General features: G+C 74.7%; 16 protein-coding genes. 5 read left to right on the top strand and 11 right to left on the bottom strand.

The features are described 5' to 3' along the window. The first annotated feature begins 240 nt into the window (after positions 1-240). Positions 241-2,202, top strand: coding sequence for a DUF2169 family type VI secretion system accessory protein (locus WMF43_RS20680; RefSeq protein WP_437682599.1), 1,962 nt, complete (start codon positions 241-243; stop codon positions 2,200-2,202). Here the strand turns inward: WMF43_RS20680 and WMF43_RS20675 are convergent. The 4 genes from WMF43_RS20675 to WMF43_RS20660 form a co-directional block, all read right to left on the bottom strand. After that, entirely contained in the window at positions 2,186-2,707 is a 522-nt protein-coding gene (locus tag WMF43_RS20675; protein WP_437682597.1) for a hypothetical protein, read from the bottom strand. The two genes, WMF43_RS20680 and WMF43_RS20675, sit on opposite strands and share 17 nt — an antisense overlap. A 107-nt stretch (positions 2,708-2,814) precedes the next feature. After that, a complete protein-coding gene (locus WMF43_RS20670; RefSeq protein WP_437682595.1) occupies positions 2,815-3,138 on the bottom strand; it encodes a Rieske (2Fe-2S) protein in 324 nt (107 codons plus the stop codon). A gap of 11 nt (positions 3,139-3,149) precedes the next feature. Next, positions 3,150-5,591 carry a nitrite reductase large subunit NirB gene (gene nirB / locus WMF43_RS20665; protein ID WP_437682593.1) on the bottom strand — a complete coding sequence of 814 codons (2,442 nt, stop codon included), beginning with the start codon at positions 5,589-5,591 and terminating at the stop codon, positions 3,150-3,152. A 3-nt stretch (positions 5,592-5,594) separates the two neighbouring features. Beyond that, entirely contained in the window at positions 5,595-5,939 is a 345-nt protein-coding gene (locus WMF43_RS20660; protein WP_437682592.1) for a molybdopterin oxidoreductase, read from the bottom strand. A 163-nt stretch (positions 5,940-6,102) separates the two neighbouring features. Here WMF43_RS20660 and WMF43_RS20655 point away from each other — a divergent pair, with 163 nt between their 5' ends. Further along, the gene (locus WMF43_RS20655; protein WP_437682590.1) at positions 6,103-7,671 is read left to right on the top strand and encodes a GMC family oxidoreductase; all 1,569 of its coding nucleotides are present in this window, start codon (positions 6,103-6,105) and stop codon (positions 7,669-7,671) included. Positions 7,672-7,984: 313 nt separating this feature from the next. Further along, positions 7,985-8,605: a hypothetical protein gene (locus WMF43_RS20650; RefSeq protein ID WP_437682588.1), complete on the top strand. Its 621-nt coding sequence runs from the start codon at positions 7,985-7,987 to the stop codon at positions 8,603-8,605. 12 nt (positions 8,606-8,617) lie between these two features. On the opposite strand, the gene WMF43_RS20645 is transcribed toward WMF43_RS20650, so the two are convergent. The 4 genes from WMF43_RS20645 to WMF43_RS20630 all read right to left on the bottom strand — a co-directional run bounded on the left by WMF43_RS20645 (position 8,618) and on the right by WMF43_RS20630 (position 15,915). After that, positions 8,618-9,661: a lipase secretion chaperone gene (locus WMF43_RS20645; protein ID WP_437682586.1), complete on the bottom strand. Its 1,044-nt coding sequence runs from the start codon at positions 9,659-9,661 to the stop codon at positions 8,618-8,620. Positions 9,662-9,675: 14 nt separating this feature from the next. After that, positions 9,676-10,587 (bottom strand): esterase/lipase family protein, encoded by a 912-nt coding sequence (locus WMF43_RS20640; RefSeq protein ID WP_437682584.1) that lies wholly within the window; start codon positions 10,585-10,587, stop codon positions 9,676-9,678. 368 nt (positions 10,588-10,955) lie between these two features. Further along, a complete protein-coding gene (locus WMF43_RS20635) occupies positions 10,956-15,032 on the bottom strand; it encodes a serine/threonine-protein kinase (protein ID WP_437682582.1) in 4,077 nt (1,358 codons plus the stop codon). 64 nt (positions 15,033-15,096) lie between these two features. After that, on the bottom strand, positions 15,097-15,915 hold the full coding sequence (locus WMF43_RS20630) for a hypothetical protein (RefSeq protein ID WP_437682580.1): 819 nt from the start codon (positions 15,913-15,915) through the stop codon (positions 15,097-15,099). A 604-nt stretch (positions 15,916-16,519) separates the two neighbouring features. On the opposite strand from WMF43_RS20630, the gene WMF43_RS20625 reads away from it, so the two are divergent. Both WMF43_RS20625 and WMF43_RS20620 read left to right on the top strand, forming a co-directional pair. Beyond that, entirely contained in the window at positions 16,520-16,924 is a 405-nt protein-coding gene (locus tag WMF43_RS20625; protein ID WP_437682578.1) for a CBS domain-containing protein, read from the top strand. A gap of 358 nt (positions 16,925-17,282) precedes the next feature. Then, positions 17,283-17,756, top strand: a complete 474-nt coding sequence (locus WMF43_RS20620; protein ID WP_437682576.1) for a hypothetical protein — start codon at positions 17,283-17,285, stop codon at positions 17,754-17,756. A 119-nt stretch (positions 17,757-17,875) separates the two neighbouring features. Here the strand turns inward: WMF43_RS20620 and WMF43_RS20615 are convergent, their stop codons facing one another. The 3 genes from WMF43_RS20615 to WMF43_RS20605 form a co-directional block, all read right to left on the bottom strand. Beyond that, a complete protein-coding gene (locus WMF43_RS20615; RefSeq protein ID WP_437682574.1) occupies positions 17,876-18,688 on the bottom strand; it encodes a metallophosphoesterase family protein in 813 nt (270 codons plus the stop codon). Positions 18,689-18,701: 13 nt separating this feature from the next. Continuing rightward, complete coding sequence (locus tag WMF43_RS20610; protein WP_437682572.1) at positions 18,702-19,046, bottom strand: BolA family protein; 345 nt, start codon at positions 19,044-19,046, stop codon at positions 18,702-18,704. Between the two features lie 75 nt (positions 19,047-19,121). After that, complete coding sequence (locus tag WMF43_RS20605; RefSeq protein ID WP_437682570.1) at positions 19,122-20,843, bottom strand: hypothetical protein; 1,722 nt, start codon at positions 20,841-20,843, stop codon at positions 19,122-19,124. Positions 20,844-20,869: the final 26 nt, after the last annotated feature.

Here is a 20,869-nt window from a genome sequence, read left to right as displayed (position 1 = left end):
TGATTTTGATCTCGCGCCGCCGCCCCCGCGCCTGGCCGAGCTCGGCAGGCAGGCTCGGGAGCGCGCCGCGCACAGCCGCGCAGCGACGACGGCGCTCGCAGGACGGCTGCGAAGACCTGATGAACGCGCGCTCATCCTGTGCGGCAGACGCCGATGTGCGGTGTCGTCTGCGCGCCCCAGCGCCCGCTGGATGAGCCCTTGACCTCGGGAGGCGCGGTTGCGACCGTGAACGATGGAGACATGAACGAACCGAAAGGGACACTCCCGGTCGACCCCGCGCAGGCCGCGCAGCTCGCGGCGCGCGCCCTGCCGTTCTCGCCCGGCAACGCGGGCGGCGTCGCGTGTGTGTCGCTCACGCCGGCGGCGTCGGCGACGGCGGCGCTGGCGACCGTCGACACGGTCCCCTGGCGGCACGAGGGCAAGCTCCGGCTGACGGTCGTCGTGAAGGCCAGCTTCTCGATCGACACGTCGCCGATGCGGCCGGCGGAGGCGGCGGCGCCGTTCCACGCGAAGGACGTGCACGACCGCCGCGGCCCGATGGCCCACGTGACCGCGGCGAGCGACCGGGTGCCCTACCGCCAGTACGTGGACGTGACCGCCCTCGGGCACGCCGCCGCGCCGGGCGGGCGCCCCGTCGCCGAGATGAACGCGCGGCTCGCGCTCGTGCAGCGCGGCGTGCCCGGCCTCGACAAGACGGTGCGCGTCGTCGGCCGCCGCAAGGGGCCCGGGGCGGCGCCGGAGCCGTTCGCGCGGATGCCGATCGTGTACGAGCGCGCCGCCGGCGGCGTCGGCGTGGCCGAGAACCCCGTGGGGTGCGGCGAGCGCGACGGCGAGCTGCCGAACGTGCTCGACCCCTCCGACCCGCAGAAACCGGCCGGCTTCGGCCCGCTCGCGGCGACGTGGCCGGCGCGCAGCCGCCGCCTGCCGGCCGGCGCCCGCGCCGGGCTCGACGCCGACGTGATGGAGGTGCCGGGCGCATTCGACTGGTCGTATTTCCAGTGCGCCCCGCGCGACCAGTGGGTCTCCGCGCTGCAGCCGGGCGCGATCGTCGTGCTCGAGGGCTTCCACGCGGATCGCCCGCGCGTCCAGAGCGCGCTGCCGGACGCGCGCGTCGCCGGCGCGGTGTATGGCCTCGACGACGCCGACCCGGACGCCCCGACGCGGCTCGTGTTCCACGCGGACGGCCTCCACGTCGACGCGGATCGGCTGCTCTGCACGATCACCTGGCGCGCCCACGTCGAGCTGCGCGACCCGGCGCAGCGGGAGCGCCTGATGGCCGTCGCCGGCGTGGGCGTCGGGAGCGCGCCCGCGGTGCCGGCGCGGCGCGCTGCCGGACCCGTCGAGCGCCAGCGCCCCGCGGCGGCCCCGCCGTCGCGCGTCGAGGCGCCGCGCGAGCCGCGCCGGCAGGAGGGCGCCGCGGGCGGCACGCTGGCGCTGGACGGCCCCGGCAGCGCGCCGGCGTCGGGCACCGTGGCCCTTGCCCCGCCGTCCGCCGGCGCGGCGCCCGGCCCCTCCGCAGGAGCGCTGCTCGCCGCGCTCGACTTCGACGGCGTCCCTGCGCAGCCGGGCGCTGCCGCGGGCGTCGCGCCCGTCCCCGCGGGTGTCGCGCCCGTCCCCGCGGGTGTCGCGCCCGTCCCCGCGGGCGTCGCGCCCGTCCCCGCGGGTGTCGCGCCCGTCCCCGCGGGCGTCGCGCCCGTCCCCGCGGGTGTCGCGCCCGTCCCCGCGGGTGTCGCGCCGCCCGCCCTGGCGCCCGCGCCGGCGGCGCCTCCGCCGGCCCTGCTGAAGGAGCCGCCGGCGCCGAGCGCGGCGCGCCCAGAGGAGCCGGTCACGATCGAGCGGTACGCCGTCGTCTCCTCGGAGCTCGCCGAGCCGGGCGCGCTCCGCAGCGAGGTGCTCTCCGCGCACGACCTCGACGAAGCGACCTGGCGCAAGGCCGAGCGGCGCTTTCGCGACGAGCTCGGGCGCGCGCTGAAGCGCGGGGACCGCGCGCTGCGCGAGCGCTTCGACGACGCGTACGTGAGCGCCTGGGAGCGGCGCCACCCGGACCGGTTCGGGGCCGAGCAGTACGCCCGCCTCGTCGGCGCCGAGCGGCGGGGCACGCTCGCGCTCGAGATCGCGGAGCTCGGGCTCGACGCCCCGCTCGGCATGCGGCTGAAGCGCGTGTGGCAGCGGCGCGCCGCGCGCCTCAGCAGTTCAGCTTGATCCGCTCGCCGAGCAGCTGCACATCGTCGTTCGCCTCGATCTGCACGTCGCCGCGCGTGGCCTCGAGGTTCACCTGCCGGGCCTCGGCGCGCAGCGCGCCGCGCACCTCCGTCGTCGCGTCGCCGGCGACCTTCTGGGTGAGATCGCCGCCGGTCTCGTGCACGATCCCGCGCTCGGCGCGCACGTGGAAGTGGTCGCAGTCGACGCGCACCGCGCCCGGCGACTCGAGCTCCAGCTCCGCCGCCCGGATGCGCAGCACCGGCCCGCGCGCGGTGAGGCGCACGTCGAGCTCGATCTCGCCGGACGCGCTCCGGACCGTCACCCGCTCCTCTTCCCCGGCCGCGGATCGCACCTCGACGACGCGCCCCGACGGCAGCTCCACCTGCCGGCCCAGGGCGTCGCGCCGGGTATCCTCCGCGATCCGCTCGATCAGCGCCGGCAGGTGATCCACCTGCTCGGGCTCCGTCACGATCTCTGGTGCACGAGCTTCGTACGTGGGCTTCATCGCGGCGCGCTCGCGGGACCGTCTCCCGGGGCTGGGATTCAGAGAAGAGCGCACCCGGGCGCGCCGGGCAATCCCAATCTGAACGCCGCCGGCCGCGGCCGCGGATCCTACGGCGCAGCCCTCTTGTCCTCGAGCTTCACCACGATCTGGTTCGTCGCGCTCAGGCGGACAGGATACGTCTTGAGCCCTTCATAACTGCCCAGCGGCTCGCCCGTCTCCAGGTTGAACTTCTGCTGGTGCAGCGGGCAAATGACCGCGCAGCCGCCGACCAGCCCGTCGGCGAGCGGCCCGCCGCGGTGGGGACAGCTCGCCTGCGTCGCGAACACGCGGCCGTCGCGGGTGAGGAACACCGCGATGCGCTCCGATCCGACCTCGAACATGCGCCCCTCCCCCGGCGGGATCGCCGAGACGGGGCCCAGGGTGATCTCCATGGATGCGCCTCTCATTGCACGATCGGTAAGACCGTCCGGAACTGGTTCGGCGTCGCCGGGGAATAGGCCTCTCTCCACGGGTCGCGGTACGCCGCGATCGTCCTCTTCATCTCCTCGTCGAGGCGCGCGGCGATCCCCTCGCTGTCGTCCACGACGACGGCGCGGATCTTCTGGATCCCGACCCGCTCCACGAAGCCGTACGTCCGCTCCAGGTACCTCGCGCTCTCGCGGTAATACTGGATGAAGCGGCCCATCAGCTTGATCACCTCGTCGTGCGAGTCGACCGTGCAGAGCACGTCGCCCTTGCGCACGTGGGCGCCGGCCGCGCCGCCGACGTAGATCTCCCACTTGCCGCCCTCCACCGCGACGGCGCCGACGTCCTTCACCATCGCCTCCGAGCAGTTGCGCGGGCAACCCGCCGTCGCGAGCTTCAGCTTGGCCGGCGTCTCCATGCCCTGGAAACTGCTCTCGATCTTCACCGCGAGAGCGATGCTGTCGCCGAGGCCGAACCGGCAGAAGTCCGTCCCCACGCAGCTCTTGCAGGTGCGGTAGGATTTGCCGTACGCGAACCCCGAGGGCATGTCGAGGTCGCGCCACACGCTCGGCAGGTCCTCCTTCCTCACGCCCAGGAGATCGATGCGCTGCCCGCCGGTCAGCTTCACGAGCGGGACACGGTACTTGTCGACCACGTCCGCGATCCGCCGGAGCTGCGCGGCCGACGTGACGCCCCCCGGGATCTGCGGGATCACGCTGAAGGTGCCGTCCTTCTGGATGTTGCCGTGCACGCGATCGTTGATGAAGCGCGCGTCGCGCTCGTCCTCGTACGCCTGGTGCCAGAGGATGCGCAGCAGCGAGGCGAGCCCCGGCTTGCTCCCCGGGTCCTCCTTCCCGCCGGCGAGCTCCCGGAAGACGGCGGACACCGACCTGAGCCCGCGCTCCAGGATGGCCTGCACGAGCTCCGGCTTGCTCAGCGGGACGCCGGGCACGTAGTAGCTCGCCGACGGGTCCTGCTCCGCCGCGCCCCCGCACGCCCACGCCACGACCTCCGAGACGAGCCCTTTGCACGCGCCGCAGCCCATGCCCGCGCGCGTCGCGTCCATGACCGCGCGGAGGCTCCGCTTGCCGGAGCGCACACACGCGACGAGGGCCTCCTTGCTCACGCCGTTGCAGTTGCAGACCTGCATCTCGGGCGGCATCTCCTCGATGGTCGTCTTGCCCGGCGGCGCCCCGATATCGAACAGGAGCGACAGCCGCTCTTCGGGGAGCGGCGTGTCCCTGTCGAACGCCTGCATCAGGTAGGCCGCCTTGCTGACGTCGCCGAGCAGGATGCCGCCGACGAGGCGCCCGTCGCGGACGATGAGCTTCTTGTACGTCCCCTTCTTCGGCTCGAGGAACTGCACGATCTCGTCCCGCTCGTCGGTCGGCTCGGTGATGCCCATCGAGGCGAGCTGCACCCCCATGACCTTCAGCTTCGTGGCGACCTTCGACCCGGAGTAGGTCGACCTGTCGTTGTGCCCGGTGATGTGGTCTGCCAGCACCTTGCCCTGCTCCCAGAGCGGCGCCACGAGCCCGTAGACGTGCCCCCGGTGCTGCGCGCACTCGCCGACGGCGTAGATCCGGTGGTCGTCGGGCGTGCGCATGTGGTTGTCCACGAGGATCCCGCGCTCGACCGTCAGCCCGGCGCGCAGCGCGAGATCCACGTTCGGGCGGATGCCGGCGGAGAGCACGACGAGATCGCAGTCGAGCGTCTCCCCGTCGGCGAAGCGGAGGCCCGTCACGCGGCCGTCGCCGAGCACCTCCTTCGTGCTCCGGTTCAGGTGCACCTTCACGCCGAGCTGCTCGAGCGTGGTCCTCAGGATCGCGCCCGCCGCGGCGTCGAGCTGCTGCCCCATCAGGTGGCCGCTGATGTGGACCACGTGCACGTCGAGCCCGAAGTTCTGGAGCCCGCGCGCCGCCTCGAGCCCGAGCAGCCCGCCGCCGATCACGGCGGCGCTCCGCTTCCCCCGCGTGTACTCGGCGATCCTGGTGCAGTCGTCCAGGCTGCGGAACACGAAGACGCCCGGCTTCAGCTTGCCGTCCTCGAGGCGCACCCCCTGGATCGGCGGGATGTACGGAGAGCTGCCCGTCGCGATGATCAGGTTGTCGTACGACGCCACGATCCCGTGCTCGCCGGTCACCTGGCGCGAGTGCCGGTGGACGGCCTGGGCGCGCACGCCCGCGTGGAGCTGGATGCCGTTCTCCTTGTACCAGGCGAGGGGGTTCAGGAAGATCTCGCTCGCGTCCTGCGAGCCGTTCAGCACCTCGGAGAGCAGGATGCGGTTGTAGTTGCCATAAGGCTCGTCGCCGAAGATGGTGATGTCGAACCGCGCCGCGCCGCCGCGCGCGAGGATCTCCTCGATGGTGCGGACGCCCGCCATGCCGTTGCCGATCATCACGAGCTTTCGCTTCTTCATGGCTCAGATCTCCGCCAGGCCGATGTCGATCGCCGTGAGCCCGCGCAGCCCCTCCGGCGCGCCCACGGACAGCTCGAGCACGCTCTCGGGGTGGATGTCCTCGACGATGACGAGCGGGACGTGGATCGCGTCCTTGGCGCCGACGGGGAAGTAGCGCATCGGGCGCCCGTCGCGCTCGAGGAGCAGGTAGATGAGCTCGGACGTGGAGTTGCCCGCGCGCAGGTAGATGAGCTGCGCGCGCTTGTCGCGCGGCACGGCGTACGAGATGGCAGGACGGAGCGGGACCGGCTTCTCCAGGCCCTGCCCCTCGAACGAGTAGACACCCTGTATGAACCTCGGTGTTTCCAATGTGGCCTCCCGGGCAAATCACCGGACGGGCGCGCGTCAGGCACGTCAGGCACGCCTCGCCGCGCGCTTCGCGACTTCGCGACTGCACAGGAACCATGCAGCGCGGACAGTTTCGAGGGCACGTTGCGCGTCGGCGCGATCCCGTGTAAGTCGCGTTTCCAAGGTGTTTCGGTCGTCGTCTCCTTCCTCGTCCCGCCCGACGAGCGCCGCTGAGCTCGTCGTCGTCGGGGCCGGCTCGTCCGGCGCCGTGATCGCCGCGCGCGTCACGGAGCGCGCGGATCGCGAGGTCCTGTTGCTCGAGGCCGGCCCGGACTACCCGGACGCGGCGCGCCTGCCCGCCGACCTGCGGGACGGCACCCGCAACTCGTGGCTGCTGCACGACTGGGGATACCGCCACCGGCCCACGCCCGGGCAGATCATGTTCCTCTTCCCGCGCGGCAAGGTCGTCGGCGGCTCGTCGGCCGTGAACACGTGCATCGCGATCCGCGGCCAGCCTTACGATTATGACGAGTGGGCCGCGCTCGGCCTCTCCGACTGGGGCTTCGACGCCTGCTTGCCCTATTTCAAGCGCCTGGAGGACGATCGCGACTTCGGCGAGCCGTGGCACAACAAGGGCGGCCCGGTGCCCATCCGCCGCGCCCGGCGCGAGGAGCTCGTGCCCTGGCAGGCCGCGTTCGTCGACGGGTGCAAGGCGCTCGGCCACCCCGAGTGCGCGGACACGAACGACCCGCACACGAGAGGGGGCGTCGGGCCGCACGCGATGAACATGGTCGAGGGGCAGCGCATGAGCGCGGCGCGCTGCTACCTGACCGCCGAGGTGCGCCGGCGGGAGAACCTGCGGCTCTCGCCGCGGACGACGGTGCGGCGGGTGCTCGTCCGGAACCGCCGCGTCGAGGGGGTCGAGATCGAGCGGGACGGCCGCGTCGAGGTCGTCGCGACGCGCAAGGTGGTGCTGAGCGCGGGCGCGATCGCGACGCCCGGGATCCTCCTGCGCAGCGGGATCGGGCCGCGGGCCGATCTCGCGCGGCTCGGGGTCCCGCTCGTGTCCGACGTGCCCGCCGTGGGGGCGCGGCTGCTCGACCATCCGGGGGCGGTCATCGGCCTGTGGCCGCGCCGCCGCGGGCTCATCGACGTCCTGCGCCAGCCGCTCGTCCAGACGGTGCTCCGCTACACGTCGCGCGGCAGCCCGTACCCGAACGACATGCTGCTCCAGCCGGGCTCGTTCTTCCCGGTGCACCCGCGCCTCACGATCCCGGCGTTCGCCATCGCGTGCTGCATCGGCAAGCCGCGCGGCGCCGGCCGCGTCGAGTACTCGAGCGCCGACCCCCACGCGCGGCCGCGCATCGTCTCGAACATGCTCGTCGACCCCGACGACCGCTCGCGCGCGGTCGACGCGCTGACGCTCGCGTACGAGGTCGCCCGCGCCGCGCCGATGCGCGAGCTCGGCTGGTTCGTCTGGCCCACGGAACGCACGCTGATGCGGCGCGAGGCGCTGGAGCGGTGGATCTACCGGAGCTGCGGGTCGGGCTACCACCCCTGCGGGACGGTCCCCATGGGGCCCGAGGGCGACCCGGCGGCGGCGGTCGACGGGCGCGGGCGCGTCCGCGGGATCGAGGGCCTGATCGTCGCGGACGCGAGCATCATGCCGACCATCCCGAGCGTGAACACGAACCTGACCGCGCTGATGATCGGCGAGCGCTTCGGCGAGTGGCTCCGCGAGGGGGCGGCGTAGCCGGGGTCGATCCGCGAATCGGTGAGCGCTTCGGCGAGTGGCTCCGCGAGGGGGCGGCGTAGCCGGGGCCGATCATCGGAGACGCGTCCTGATCGGGGGCCGACGGGCGGTCCGGAACGCCTCGTCATCGCGCGGCGGCGGAGCGTGACGGCGCGGCCGGGCGATGATGTCCGGCGCGTCTCGCCCGCGACAGCCGCACAAGAGAGGTCACACGAGGAAGACGAGAAAACCATGTTGCGCCGGGCGGCGCCGCAGGGGCCCCGAACTTGCTCTCCACGGCGTGAGGTGCACGCCGTGGCACCGGGAGGGGCGCATGGAGACATCGCAGATCGGGAGAAGCAAGAGCAGCACAACGAAGCGGCGATCCGCGCGCGGGGGCGCCGTCCAGGGCCTCGCAGGGCTCCTCGGGCTCGGCCTCTGCCTCGGGATCTCCAGCGCTTCCGCGGCCGACACGACACAGGCCTCCTCACACCAGGTCTCGGCGCCCGCCGCCGCGACGTACGCGCCGAACCACACGAAGCGGCGGCTGATCATCGCGGGGGCGTCGACCCTGGGCGGCTTCTGGACCGCGTCGGCCATCTACGCCACCTCCCTCGCCCTGACGAAGGAGGACGCCCCCAAGTGCCACTGCACGCAGCACGTCTGCGTCGTCGCCGCGCGCGCCGAGGAGCGCTCGCCGAGCCCCGCCGCGCTGCTGGTCCCCCTCGCCGGCCCCTGGATCCACATCGGCACGGCGCGGCCCGGGCCCGCGGGCGCCGTCGCGCTCTCCGTGCTCGGCGTCGGGCAGGCCGTCGGCCTCGGGATGTTGATCGGGGGCGTCGCGATGCCCGCGCAGGTGCGTGTGCCGATGAAGCACGGCCGCGTGCTCCAGCTGGGCGCAGCGCCCGTCGTCACGCCCGGCGGCGTCGGGCTGTCGATCCGGGGCTCGCTGTAGGCGCGCGCCCCGTCACTGGGCGCGGCGCAGGAGCGCCCGCACGCGCAGCCGCTCCTCGGGCGTGAACTCGCGCGCGAGCAGCTCCTCCTCGGCGGCGCGCCGCGCCTCCGGATCGGCCGTCCCCTCCGCGATCGCGGCGCGCTGCTCGCTGAAGGTGTCGAGCCGCTCCTGCCACGCCGCCCGCTGCCGGTCGAGCTCCGCGAGCCGGTCCGCGGCCTCCGGCCCGACGACGGCGACCCGGTGCGCGTGGATCTCCTCCGCCGAGGCGCCCGCCGCGCGCAGCGCCTGCTCCTCGACCTGCTGCTCGAGCGGCCGCATCGCGGCGTCCCTCGCCGCGCGCAGGTGCTCGGGGAGCGCCGCCTCGACCTCCGCGATCTGCGCGTCGCGCTCCTCGGGCGAGAGCGCCGGGTCCGCGGCGATCCGGGCCTCGTCGAGCGTCGCCTCCCCTTCCCGCTCCTCGTCGCCGAAGAGCCGCGCCGCGTCCGCCTCGCCGAAATGCTCGCGCCGGAGCTCCCGCAGGACCGCGAGCCGCGCCGCCGGATCCGCCTCCGGCGCGGCGCCCGCGGCGCCGGCCGCCTCGCGGTAGCCGAGGTAACGGTCGAGCAGCGCGACGGCCTGATCCGCCGCGCGCCCGCCGGCCCGCTCCCGGATCGCCGCGACGATGCGCGCCCTGATCGCCGCCGCCGGCTCCTCGCCGGTGGCGCTGAGGAAGTAGTCGAAGAACGCCAGGATCTCGGGGCCGACGACCAGGTCGCCGCGCCCGTCGACGATCACCGCGCCGTCCACGTCGGTGCCGCGCAGCGAGGGCGGCGCCGCGCGAGGCCTGTCCGCGACGCCCGGCGCGCCGGCCCCTGCCGGCCGCTCGCGGCGCGGCGGCTCCGGCGCCGCCGCGGCCGGCGGCAAGGTGGTCGTCGGCCGCGAGCCGTCGCGCCGCGCGGCCGGCCGCGGCGCGGGGGCGGCCGGCGCCGGCCGCTCGCGCAGCGCGAGGTGCCCAGCGCCCGCCAGCGCGGCGACCGCGAGGCCTAGGAGGAGACACGCCTTCCTGCGACGCTCCACGACGCCTCCGGGGCTCAGAGGCCGGCGTTCCTGAGCCGGCTCGCGTGCGACCTGAACACGGATTTCGGGTTCGGGCCAGACAGGTTGATGAACCCGAAGAGCTGATTCACCTCGTCGAGGTGGTTCATCCCGTAGTCGTCGCGGACCACCTCCCCGAGGTGAGAGCTGCACCTGCCCACCAATCCGTCGTTCGACTCCGCGTACAGCCTGGAAATGAGGCCCAACGTCACGTCGGTCGGATCGAGGACGCTCGTGATGGTCCCTGTCCCGGACCAGGAGAAATAGCGGACGCCGCGCTCCTCGGCGGCGCCCTGGCCGCACCGGCCGGCGGGCAGGCCGGCCGGGTAAACGGCGTTGAACTCCCGCATTCCCTCGGCGGAGAGCGATTTCATGGCTGCGATCGCGTCCTGAGGCGACGTGTGCCCGCTGAGCAGGCTGAGCACCTTGCCGAGGCCGTTGGCGAAGAACGCGAGCGCCCCCTCCGCGAGCCCGCCCTCGGTCAGGTGCTCGCGCAGATAACTGGCGAGCTCGGCCCCCTGGTGCGGCGAGCCGATCGTGGTGACCGAGGCGACGAGATCCGGCCGCACCGCCGCCACGTACCGCGCGTCGAGCCCCCCGTGGCTGTGCCCGACCAGGTTGACCCGCTCGCTCCCGGTGCGCGCGACGATGTCCTCGACCTGCGCGAGCAGCGCCTCGCCCCGCTCCTCGGTCGCGTCGAACTGCGGCACCGCGGTGACGTACACCTCCGCTCCCCCGGAGCGCAGCGCCGACGCGACCCCGCCGAAGTAGTCGACCACACGGAACATCGTCGTGAACCCCGCCAGCCCGTGACAGAGCACGATGGGATACCGCGTCTTCGCATAACTCTTCGCCGCGAGCGCCGCCTCGCCGAGCTCGGCGCGCTCCACGTCCACCGGCTCATCCATCGACGCAACGCATCCTTGCGCGAGCAGCAGCGCCACAGCGCCTGCCGCACTGCGCAATGCGTCAACTCGAATTCGACCCCGGACCCCGCGTTTTGTCTCGACTCTCTCCCGATTTCGAGCAGGTGCAATGGTGTTGGGGGGAACAGCGCTTGTGCCGGAGGAATGAGCTCGTTTGATCACCTGTCACCTCTGATAGAGTATTTTTTTAATTCGAATCAAGCAGAACTCACAGCTTCTCAAGGGGACAAGCACCTCGCTTATCCTGGACAATCGGCAACCCCGTGTGCTTCCCCTCACGCTCCGCCTCGGTCCATGTCCCGCGACATCGGTTCTCGGTCCGAACGGGCGTCGGGCGCGAGCAGCGCCGCTCAGGTCTCGTCCGCCCGCGCGCCTCGGCGGGGGTCCGAGGCCGTCGCTCCCGCGAGGAGGCGCGCGTTCTCCGGCACCGCGGTCAGGAACCGCTCCCGCCGCCGGGGATCGGCGATCCGCTGGGCCCGCGCGAGCAGGCTCGCCCTCGCCTCGGCGAGCGCCGCCGCCGCCTCGGCGCCGGCGCCGGACGCGGCGAGCGCCTCGGCGTATGCGAGGCGCACGAGCGACTCCCCTTCTTCCAGGGACCCCAGCGCGGTGAGCTCGCCGAACGCCGCCTGCGCCGCCGCGAGCGCCGCCGCCACGTCGCCCTGCGCGAGCAGCGCGCGCGCGCGCACGGCGACGGCGGGCGCGCGCAGCCGCGGGGCGACGTGGAGCGCCGCCTCGGCCGCGCGCGCCTCGCGCTCGGCCGCCGCGGGGTCGCCCGAGCGCAGCGCGATCGTCGCGAGGTAGGTGCGCGCCACGCCCTCCATGCGGAGATCGCCCCGCTGCTGGAACGCCTCGGCCGCGCGCCGCTCGACGAGCTGCGCCTCGTCCAGCTTGCCGGCGCGCTCGAGCGCGTGGCCGAGGTTGTGCAGCGCCACCGTCGCGAGCTCGCGCAGCCCCATCCGCTCGGCGGTCGACAGGGCCGCGCGGAGGGCGGCCTCGGCCGCCTCGAGCTCGCCGAGCTCGGCGTAGATGAAGCCGAGGTTCGCGCCGATCACGCACGCGCTGCGCCTGTCGCCGGCCTGCTCGGAGGCCGCGAGCGCCGCCTCGAGGCCCTCGAGGCACGCCTCGGGGTCGCCGCCGGCGGAGGCGCGGATCGCGCGGAGCTGCTGCGCCATCGCGACGAGCGCGGCGTCCGGCGGCGCCGCGCGGAGGTCCTCGTCGATGCGGGCGAGCAGCGCGTCGGCCTCGGCGTAGCGGCCGCCGAACACGAGCTGGGCGCCGCACTCGCAGAAGCAGGCGATCCGGGCTCGGCGCAGCGCGGCCGCGCCCGAGTGCGGCGCGGCGCCGGAGGGCGACGCGGCGGAGGCCGGCGCGACGGAGGCCGGCGCGATCTCGCCGTCGCCCTCGCCCACCGCCGCCCGCTCCGAGGCGAGCCCCCCGGCGACGGCGGCCCACCGCGCCACGCGGTCGATCGCGCCGAGCTTCCCCGCCGCCGCGGCGACCTGGGTCACGGCGCGGAACCACGCGGCGGAGCCGGCGCGCAAGAGCCCGGCCGCCGCGGCGCCGAGCTCCTCGGCGGCGGCGAGATCGCCCTCCCAGACGTTGGCCTCGGACGCGACCAGCCGGAGCGCGCCGAGCTCCTCGCCCTCGGCGCCGCACGCGACGCCGGACGCGGCGCGATCCAGCGCGGCGCGGAGATCGCTCGCCTCGAGCGACTGCTCGGCCGCGCGCAGGTACCAGCGCACCGCGCGCGCGGGCTCGCCGCCCAGGCGGAAGTGCTCGGCGACGACGCGCGCGTCGGCCGAGGCGCTCCGCTCGATCCACGCGCCCGCGAGCCGGTGGCCGAGGGCGCGGTCGCCCTCGGTCAGCATCGCGTAGGCGGCCTCGCGGACGAGCGCGTGGCGGAAGACGTAGTCGGCGGCGTCGATCAGGCTCGACGCCGGGCCGGCGGGCGCGACGAGCTCGCGCTCCGCGAGCGCCCGCAGCCAGGCCTCGACGTCGGCGAGGCGCCCGTCGCCGCCGAGCAGCGCCGCGACGCCGTGCTTCGAGAAGCGATCGCCGAAGATGCTGGCCGCGCGGAGCACGCGCTTGCCCTCGTTGCCCTCGGCGTCGAGCCGCGCCTCCACCGTGCCGAGCACCGAGTCGGGCAGGACCTCCCCCTTGCCGCTCGCGACCGCCCGGATGAGCTCCTCCAGGTAGAACGGGTTGCCGCCGGCGTGCTCGACGAGGCGCGCCACCGCGGCCTCGGACGCCGACTCGCCGAGCGCCGCGCGGACGAGCTCCGCGCACGCGCGCCGCGGGAGCGGCCCGAGCTTGATCGTCTGCACCTCGCGCTCGGCCCAGAGGGCCGGGAACTGCCGGTGGACGTCGGGGCGCGCGAGCGCGAGCAGCATGAGCGGCAGCTCGCGCAGGTTGCGCAGGGTCGCGTCGAGCAGGCGCACGGTGGCGGCGTCGCCCCAGTGCAGGTCCTCCAGCACGATGAGCACGGGGCGCGCCGCGCACTCGGCGGAGAGCCAGTCCTCCCAGGCGGCCCGCACCGCGTCGCTGACGCCGGCCGCGCTCTGGCGCGCCGCGCGCACGAGGCGCGCGTGGTCAGCCGACGGGGCGCCGGCGATCTCGCCGAGGAACGCGGCCGCGCGATCGAGCTCCGGGCCGCGGAGGCGGCGGCCGAGCCGATGCTTGAGCTTGCGCTGCCGCGCCCGCGGCGGGTCGCGGTCGCGGAGGCCGGCCGCGCGGCGGAGGACGTCGGCGATCATGCCGAACGGCGAGCCGGGCGAGCCGGAATCGGCGCGGCCCCAGAGGATCTCGATCGGCTCGTCCCGCTGCCGCAGCGCGGCGCAGAGCTCCAGCCGGAGCCGCGATTTGCCGGCGCCGGGCGGGCCGAGCACGAGCACCGCGCTCGCGAGCGAGTCGGAGATGCAGCCGGAGAGCACGCCGTGGAGCATCGAGAGCTCGCGGGCGCGGCCGACGCACGGCGTGCTCCTGCCGAGCAGCGCGGGGGCGATCTCGTCGCCGGCGCGCTCGCCGGCGAGGACGAGCGGCTCGCCCGGCGTGGAGGGCGCGCCGCGCGCGACCTCGAAGCGGGGCCCGAGCATGCCGGCGGTCGCGTCGTCGAGGCGCACGGCGGCCGAGGACGCGCCGCGCAGCGCGGCGACGCCGCGGTCCACGACGTCGCCCGCCACGAGACCCGCGGAGACGACGCCGCGCCCGGTGACGACGCAGAGGGGCGCGAACGGCAGCTCGGCGCGGAGCGCCAGCGCGAGCTGCGCGGCGCGCTCGGCGCGATCCACGGCGCTGCCGGGGCCCGTCATGACGACGATCTCCACGCCGGGGGCGAGCTGCGTGATCCTGCCGCCGTGGAGCTCGACGAGCGCGCGGATCTCGGTCGCCGGTGAGACGGACGAGGGCGGAGCCGACGCGGGGGCGACCGGCCCGTCCATGCTGGGCGGCGCCCCTGCGTGGAGCTCCGCCGCCGGGGAGGTCGGCCGCGGCGGCGGCGACGAGGCCGACCGCGGCGTCCGGGCGGAGCCGCGATCGGCCTCGCCGAGGAAGATCAGGCTGACGAGGCGCTGCTCGCCCAGCGTGAGGGCGGCGCGCTCGCGCGTGACGGGGCCGCTGGCCGGCGCGCCTCCCGCGAGGGTCGGCGCGTCGGAGCGGGCGGTCCACGCGCACGCCGACGCGATGCGATCGAGCTCGGCGGCGACCTCGGCGCCGTCGCGGGGGCGCTCGTCGGGCAGCCTGGACAACATGCGCGCGACGAGCTGGTCGAGCGGCGCCGGCAGATCCGAGCGGAAGTCGCGGAGGCGGGGCGCGTCCTTCAGCAGGAGCTCGCCCAGCGCGGCCATGGGGCTCGCGGACGCGAAGGCGGGGTACCCCGTGAGGCACTCGAAGAGGACGCACCCGAGGGAGAACACGTCGCTGCGCGGATCGGGCGCGCCCCTGCCGTCGACCTGCTCGGGGGCCATGTACCCGGGCGTGCCGACGCCGCCGCCGGTGACGGTCACGCGCCCCGCGTCCGCGCTGGCCCGCGCGATGCCGAAGTCGACGAGCGTGACGCGCTCGGAGTCGCCGCCGGGCAGGAACAGGTTGCTCGGCTTGATGTCGCGGTGGACGACGCCGCGCGCGTGCGCGAACGCGAGGGCGTCGGCCGCGCGGCGCGCGAGCGCGATCCCCTCGCCCGCGGGCAGCACGCGGCGCGCGAGGCGCGCGGCGAGGTCCTCGCCCTCGAGCCACTCCATCGCGAGGTAGCGGTCGCCGTCCGGCGTGCTGCCGTGCGCGATGTAGCGGACGATGCCCGGGTGCACGAGCGCCGCGAGCAGGGCGGCCTCCCGCTCGAACCGCTCCGCCTGGACGGCGCTCCGGAGGCGGACGATCTTGAGGGCGACCGGCGCGCCGACGACGCGGTCGTACGCCCTGTAGACGGTCCCCATGCCTCCGGAGGCGGCCTCGCCCTCGACGGCGAAGCGCCCCGCTATGACCTCCGCGCCGCCCACGTCACCGCAGGAAGACCGTGATCGATCCGTGGTGCGGCGCCCTGCGGACGTGGCGCTTGCCCGACCGGGTCCGGAACGTGGCGCGGCAGTTGGGGAAGCTGCCGTCGCGCCTCGGCGAATCGCAGACCTCCTCGCACGGGCCGGCGATCTCGATCGCGCACGTCTCGGTCGAAGGCCCGCACACGCGCGGGATGGACGAGGCGTTCCGCGGCAGGCACGCGTTGTAGTGGGGCTCTGCGGCGAAGATGTCGCCGTAGTACGTCGCCTCCTGCGTGGCGTACTCGCGGCGCTCGGCCTTGTCGGTCCGCAGCTCCGCGCGGTCCCCACGGACGGAAATGCTCACCCGCTCTCCCAGGTAGTTCACGCGGGCGATCACGCAGCCGCTGACCCAGGTCCGGCACTCCTTGTTGCACGAGCCGCCCTCCTTCCCCCAGCCCTCCGCGAGGCCGAGCTCCCCTTGGAAAGCGAAGCTCGTGCCGTCGACATCGACGGTGAATCGCTCACCCGCAGGGAGCGCGCAGCCCGCGACGTACCTGAGCAGGGTGCGGGCCGCCGGATCGCGCAGCGCCTCGGCCGTGAGCGCGTTCGACGTGAGCGCGCTGGAGGTGAGCGCATTTGACGTGAGCGCGCTGGAGGTGAGCGCATTTGACGTGAGCGCGTTGGAGGTGAGCGCGTTTGACGTGAGCGCGTTGTGCGCATGGACGGCCTGCGATGTGGAGTCCTCCGTTTCCTCGTCCGGATCGAGCGGGGCCGCGCACGCGCTCGCGGCGAGCGCGGCGACGGCCAGGACGAATGCAGCGCGGTTCGGCGAATACAGCATGGAAAACGCCCCCCTGGGAGCTCATGGGCCAGAGGCTGATGAGCTCCCGAAACAACCGACGCCGAGGCGCGGGGTTCGGGTGCGCGCGTCGATCGCCGGTGCGTACATCTCGGTTCAACCTGCACGGGCCGCGAGGAAGCTCGAGGGCCCGGACGACCCGCGAGCACGCCTTCTTTACAGCGACAAATGCAACCATGTCACTGATAACCCGACTGGCAAAGACCGACGCGCACGCAATGCTCTCTTTTTTTGTGTCGACGTGGGATCGCTCTGTCGGCGCTGTCGATGGGATAGCCATGCTCTGTCCTCGGCAGTCTCGACAGCCATGCTCTCGCCGGGGACGGAGGCGCGGTGAGCCCCGAGGGGCGCGTCGAGGGAGGCGCGGTGAGCGCGCGGACTCCGTCGATGCGCTCGCCGCGGTCGCCGCTGGACGCGGGCGCCCGGGACGCCCGCTGCGGCGCTGCGGCCCTCCAGGGGCGCGGCCCTGCAGGAGGCGGGAGGGCGTGGTAGAGCTCGTCCGGTCCGGGCGTTGCGCCGGCGTACGCCGCGGCGCGACAGCGCGCCCTTGACGCCGCCGCGCCCTGAACATTACATGGCGCAGACCATGAAAGGCCATGCGCGCAACCTGATGACCGAGCGCGTGATTTCCCTGGATCAGGACACGCCCGTCATCGACATGCTGCAGCTGTTCGCCAGCGAGAGCCTGAGCGGCGCGCCGGTGGTGGACGAGGCGCATCGCATGGTCGGCTTCGTGAGCGAGACGGACCTCCTCGGCGCGCTCCTGCGCGAGGAGTACGAGGGCATGACGGCCGCGGACGTGATGAGCACGCCGCCCATCTCCGTCGACGAGTTCATGCCGACGGACGAGGTGATGACCCTCCTGCGCGAGAAGCGGATTCACCACCTGCCGGTGCTGCGCGACGGGCGGCTCGTCGGGATCATCACGCCGCAGGACATCCTGCGTTATCTGGTGGAGCGGGTCCTGCCGCTCCCGCCGAGCCCCGCCTGAGGCGCGGACGCGGGCGGGCGGGGGAGAAGCTCGGCGCGCTCGCCCGCCGGCTGGTCGAGGGGAGCAGCCCTTACCGCCCGCGGCCCGCGATGATCTGGCAGGGCCGAAACCGCATACAGCTCGCGTAACGTTGCCCTGAGCTGGCCAGTCGTCCCCGCGCGCATCGCGCGTGCTACCGAAAGTTTGCTTCCAGCGCCTCGGTCCTTGAGGGTTGGCCCCATGCCGAAGTCGCCGCGCCGAGGTGCGCTGACCTCCCCTCATGATGCCTTGTTCAAATGGACGTTCTCGCAGCGCGAGCACGCCGTCGGCCTGCTCAAGGCGGCGCTGCCGCCGCCGGTCGGAGCGGGAGATCGGGCGCATGGCGGCGGCGCTGGACGAGGTGCTGCGGGCGCCGAGCGGGCTCGCTGCGCTGGAGGCGCTGCTGCGCTATCTTTGGGCTACCCACGCGCGGTACGGGGTGCGGAAGCTCGGCAAGATCCTGGAGAAGGCGGCGGGCCCGCGGGCTCAGGAGGCGATCGTGACGGTGCTGGACGAGATCGAACGCAGGGGCGAACGCAGGGGCGAACGCAGGGGCGAACGCAGGGGCGAACGCAAAGGTGAGCGCAAAGGCCGCGCGCAGACGCTGCTGGAGCTGCTCACGCTCCGGTTCGGCGCCGTGCCGGCCGAGGTGAGCTCCCAGATACTCGCCGCCGACGAGGCGGCCCTCGTCTCCTGGACGGCGCGCGTGCTCACGGCCCCCACGCTCGAGGCCGTGCTCGGCGACGCCGACCCCGGCGAGCGCGCCGCAGCCCCGCGGCGCCCCGCCGCGCGCAAGCGCGTCCGGCGGACCTGACCCAGCGCCGGGCCCCACGCCAGCCCTGAGGGACCCCGCTCAGCCGGGCGGCGGGTCATGGCGCCAAGCCGCGCGGCCTGCCCTGTCCTCGCCCGCGCTCCCCCGCGTCCCGCCGCCGGCTACCGCCGCTCGAACTGGTACCGCGCCCGCTCCGCCCCCTCGACCTCGACCACGACGCGCTTCGGCCCGAACCGCGCGACCGCGTGCGCGGCGGCGGGGCGGCCCGGGGCGTCGTCGTCGAGGTTCTCGATCAGGCTCTGGACCGTCACGTACGGGACGCCGTGGATCACGTCGAGGTGGTTCCAGTGCAGGTGGCCGTTGAAGACGGCGAGCACGCCGTGCTCCTCGAACAGCTTCCGCATGGCGCGCCGCTCGCGCACGAGGCAGATGTGCGGGCTCCCCTCGAACCAGCGGTTGCCCCGGAGATCCTGATCCGCGGCGCTGTGGTGCATCAGGACGACCCTGGGCAGCGACGTCGACGCGAGGTCCTCGGCCAGCCAGGCGAGCTGCTCGGCCCCGAGCGAGACGTCGTGGTCCTTGCGCTCGCGCGTGTGCAGCACCGTGAAATGAATGCCGCCGCGCTCGAACGAATAGTGGAGCCGCGTCACCTCGGGCCGGCCCCAGGCGGACAGGAGCTCGGACTCGCTCAGGTGGACCACGTCGTGGTTGCCAGCGACGTGGAACAGCTCGGCCCGCGCCCCGCGGAGCGCGGCGATGCACTCGCCGTAACGCGCCCGGTCGGCCTCGGGCCCCTCGTCCTCGATGTCGTCGCCGAGGTTCACGATGAGATCGGGCCTCGTGACCTCGTTCATCCGCTCCACGAAGGCGCGCGTCAGCGCGGGGGCCTCGCCGGTCAGCTTGCGCAGCTTGCCCCCGAACGACGCCTGGGGGCCGAAGTGCAGATCCGAGACGAACGCGACGACCAGCTCCATCCCCGCCTCGCCCTCAGCTCGACTTCACGCCGGGGCCCGGCGACGCCTTGGAGCCCCCGAGGCACGCGGGCGACTGGAAGCCCGCGGCGCCCTGCCGCTCCCACTCGTCCGGCGTCATCGCGCGGATCGTCAGCGCGTGCAGCCCCGAGAGGAACTCCTCGCGCAGGAGCTCGTTCACCCGCCGGTGGCGGTCGACCGGGCCCAGGCCCCGGAACGCCTCGCTCACCACGAGCACCTTGAAATGCGTCTCCGAGCCCGCGGGCACGCTGTGCATGCGGCTCTCGTTCTCCACGTCGAGGTGCACGGGCTCGAGCGCGCGGAGGAGCTTGTTCTGGATCGACTCCTGCTTCGTCGTCATGGCGCGCGCAGCTTACCCCCCGCCGCGCCGCCGGTCACGAAGGCGCGCGCCCGAGCGAGGCGCCGAGGCGCTCCGTCACTTCGCCTGCGGATCGGGGCGCGGCAGGCCGCGCTCGTCGAAGAGGAGCGCGATGTCGACGTGGAACTGCGCCCTCCGCGACGACGGCGGCGCATGGTGCGAGCTGGGCGGCGGAGGCGTCGGGTACAGCACCGGCGTCTCGCCCTCCGCCGTGGTCTCCTCCAGGACCTCCCGCTGCGGGCACGCCGCGGGCGGCTGCGAGCCCGTCCGCTCCGGCCTCGCGTAGGCCCCCGCCCGCTGCGACAGCGGCGCGCTCGCCTCCAGCCGCGACGACGACACGGGCGGCTGCGAGCCCGTCCGCTCCGGCCTCGCGTAGGCCCCCGCCCGCTGCGACAGCGGCGCGCTCGCCTCCAGCCGCGACGACGACACGGGCGGCTGCGAGCCCGTCCGCTCCGGCCTCGCGTAGGCCCCCGCCCGCTGCGACAGCGGCGCGGCCGCCTCTGCCCTCGGGTACACCCCCCGCTGCGACAGCGGCGCGCTCGCCTCCAGCCGCGACGACGACACGGGCGGCGGCTGCGAGCCCGTCCGCTCCGGCCTCGCGTAGGCCCCCGCCCGCTGCGACAGCGGCGCGGCCGCCTCTGCCCTCGGGTACACCCCCCGCTGCGACAGCGGCGCGCTCGCCTCCAGCCGCGACGATGACACGGGCGGCGGCTGCGAGCCCGTCCGCTCCGGCCTCGCGTAGGCCCCCGCCCGCTGCGACAGCGGCGCGGCCGCCTCTGCCCTCGGGTACGCCCCCGCCCGCTGCGACAGCGGCGCGGGCGTGTCCCGCCGCGTGTACCCCACCGCCGGCTGCGCCTCCCGCGCCGCCGCGTATGCCGGGGCCCGCTGCGAATCCCGCGGCGCGTACGCCGGGGCCCGCAGCGCCTCCCGCGGCGCGTACGCCGGCGCCCGCTGCGTCGACGGCGGCGGCGTATCCCGCCGCGGAGGCGCGGCCGCAGGCTGCGTCTCCCGCCGCGCGTGGGCCCCCGCCCGCTGCGACGGCGGCGCCGGCGTGTCGCGCCGCGCGTACACCACGCCCCTCGGCGAAGGCGGAACCGACGGCTCCCGGCGCATCACGCCGAGCGGGGTCGACTGCACCGGCTGCCCGCGGCGCGACGTCGACGGCGCCGCCGCCTCGCGCGGGCGGACCACCTCCGCGGGCGCCGCGGTCGCGGCCCAGCGCTCCGACGGCGGCGCGGGCACGGACGATCCCGCGCGCTCGCGGTACGGGACCTCCGACGCGCCCGCGCTCCGCCGCCCGGAGCGCGGCAACGGCGTCGCCTCCGGATCCCGCCGCGCCCCGTCGGCCCACGGCGCCTCGATGCTCCAGCGCTCCGAGCGCGGCGCCGAGGTCCCGTCGTCGCCGTTCACCAGCGAGTAGCGCCCCGGCGTCAGCTGCATCGCGCGCTGCTTGCGGCTCTCGCGCGCCCCCGCGGCCAGCATCGCCCCGAGGTCCTCGTCCGTCATCGCCTCGTCGAACCGCACCAGCGTGCTCGCCACCTCGCGCGCGACCTCCTCGAAGCCCTCGGGCGCGAGCGCGTAGGTCGACGGCGTCACCACGATGACGACCGGCCGCCGCTCCTCCGCGAGCGCCGCGGCCATCGAGACAGGGCACGCCTTCACGACGATCCCCACATCCATCGCCGCCGACTGGCAGCGCTCCAGGAGCGCCTGGTCGCCGCCGATGAGAAGGGCCGTCGGGATCTGGGCGCGAAGCGTGGCGTCAGGGATTCGCGGCATCGGTCCGGGATCCTAACCGCCTTCCC

It is taken from the genome of Sorangium sp. So ce131 (assembly GCF_051519095.1).
GTDB lineage: Bacteria > Myxococcota_A > Polyangia > Polyangiales > Polyangiaceae > Sorangium.
The sequence above is the reverse complement of the archived record's forward strand: the minus strand, read 5'-3'. Positions and strand labels throughout refer to the sequence as shown.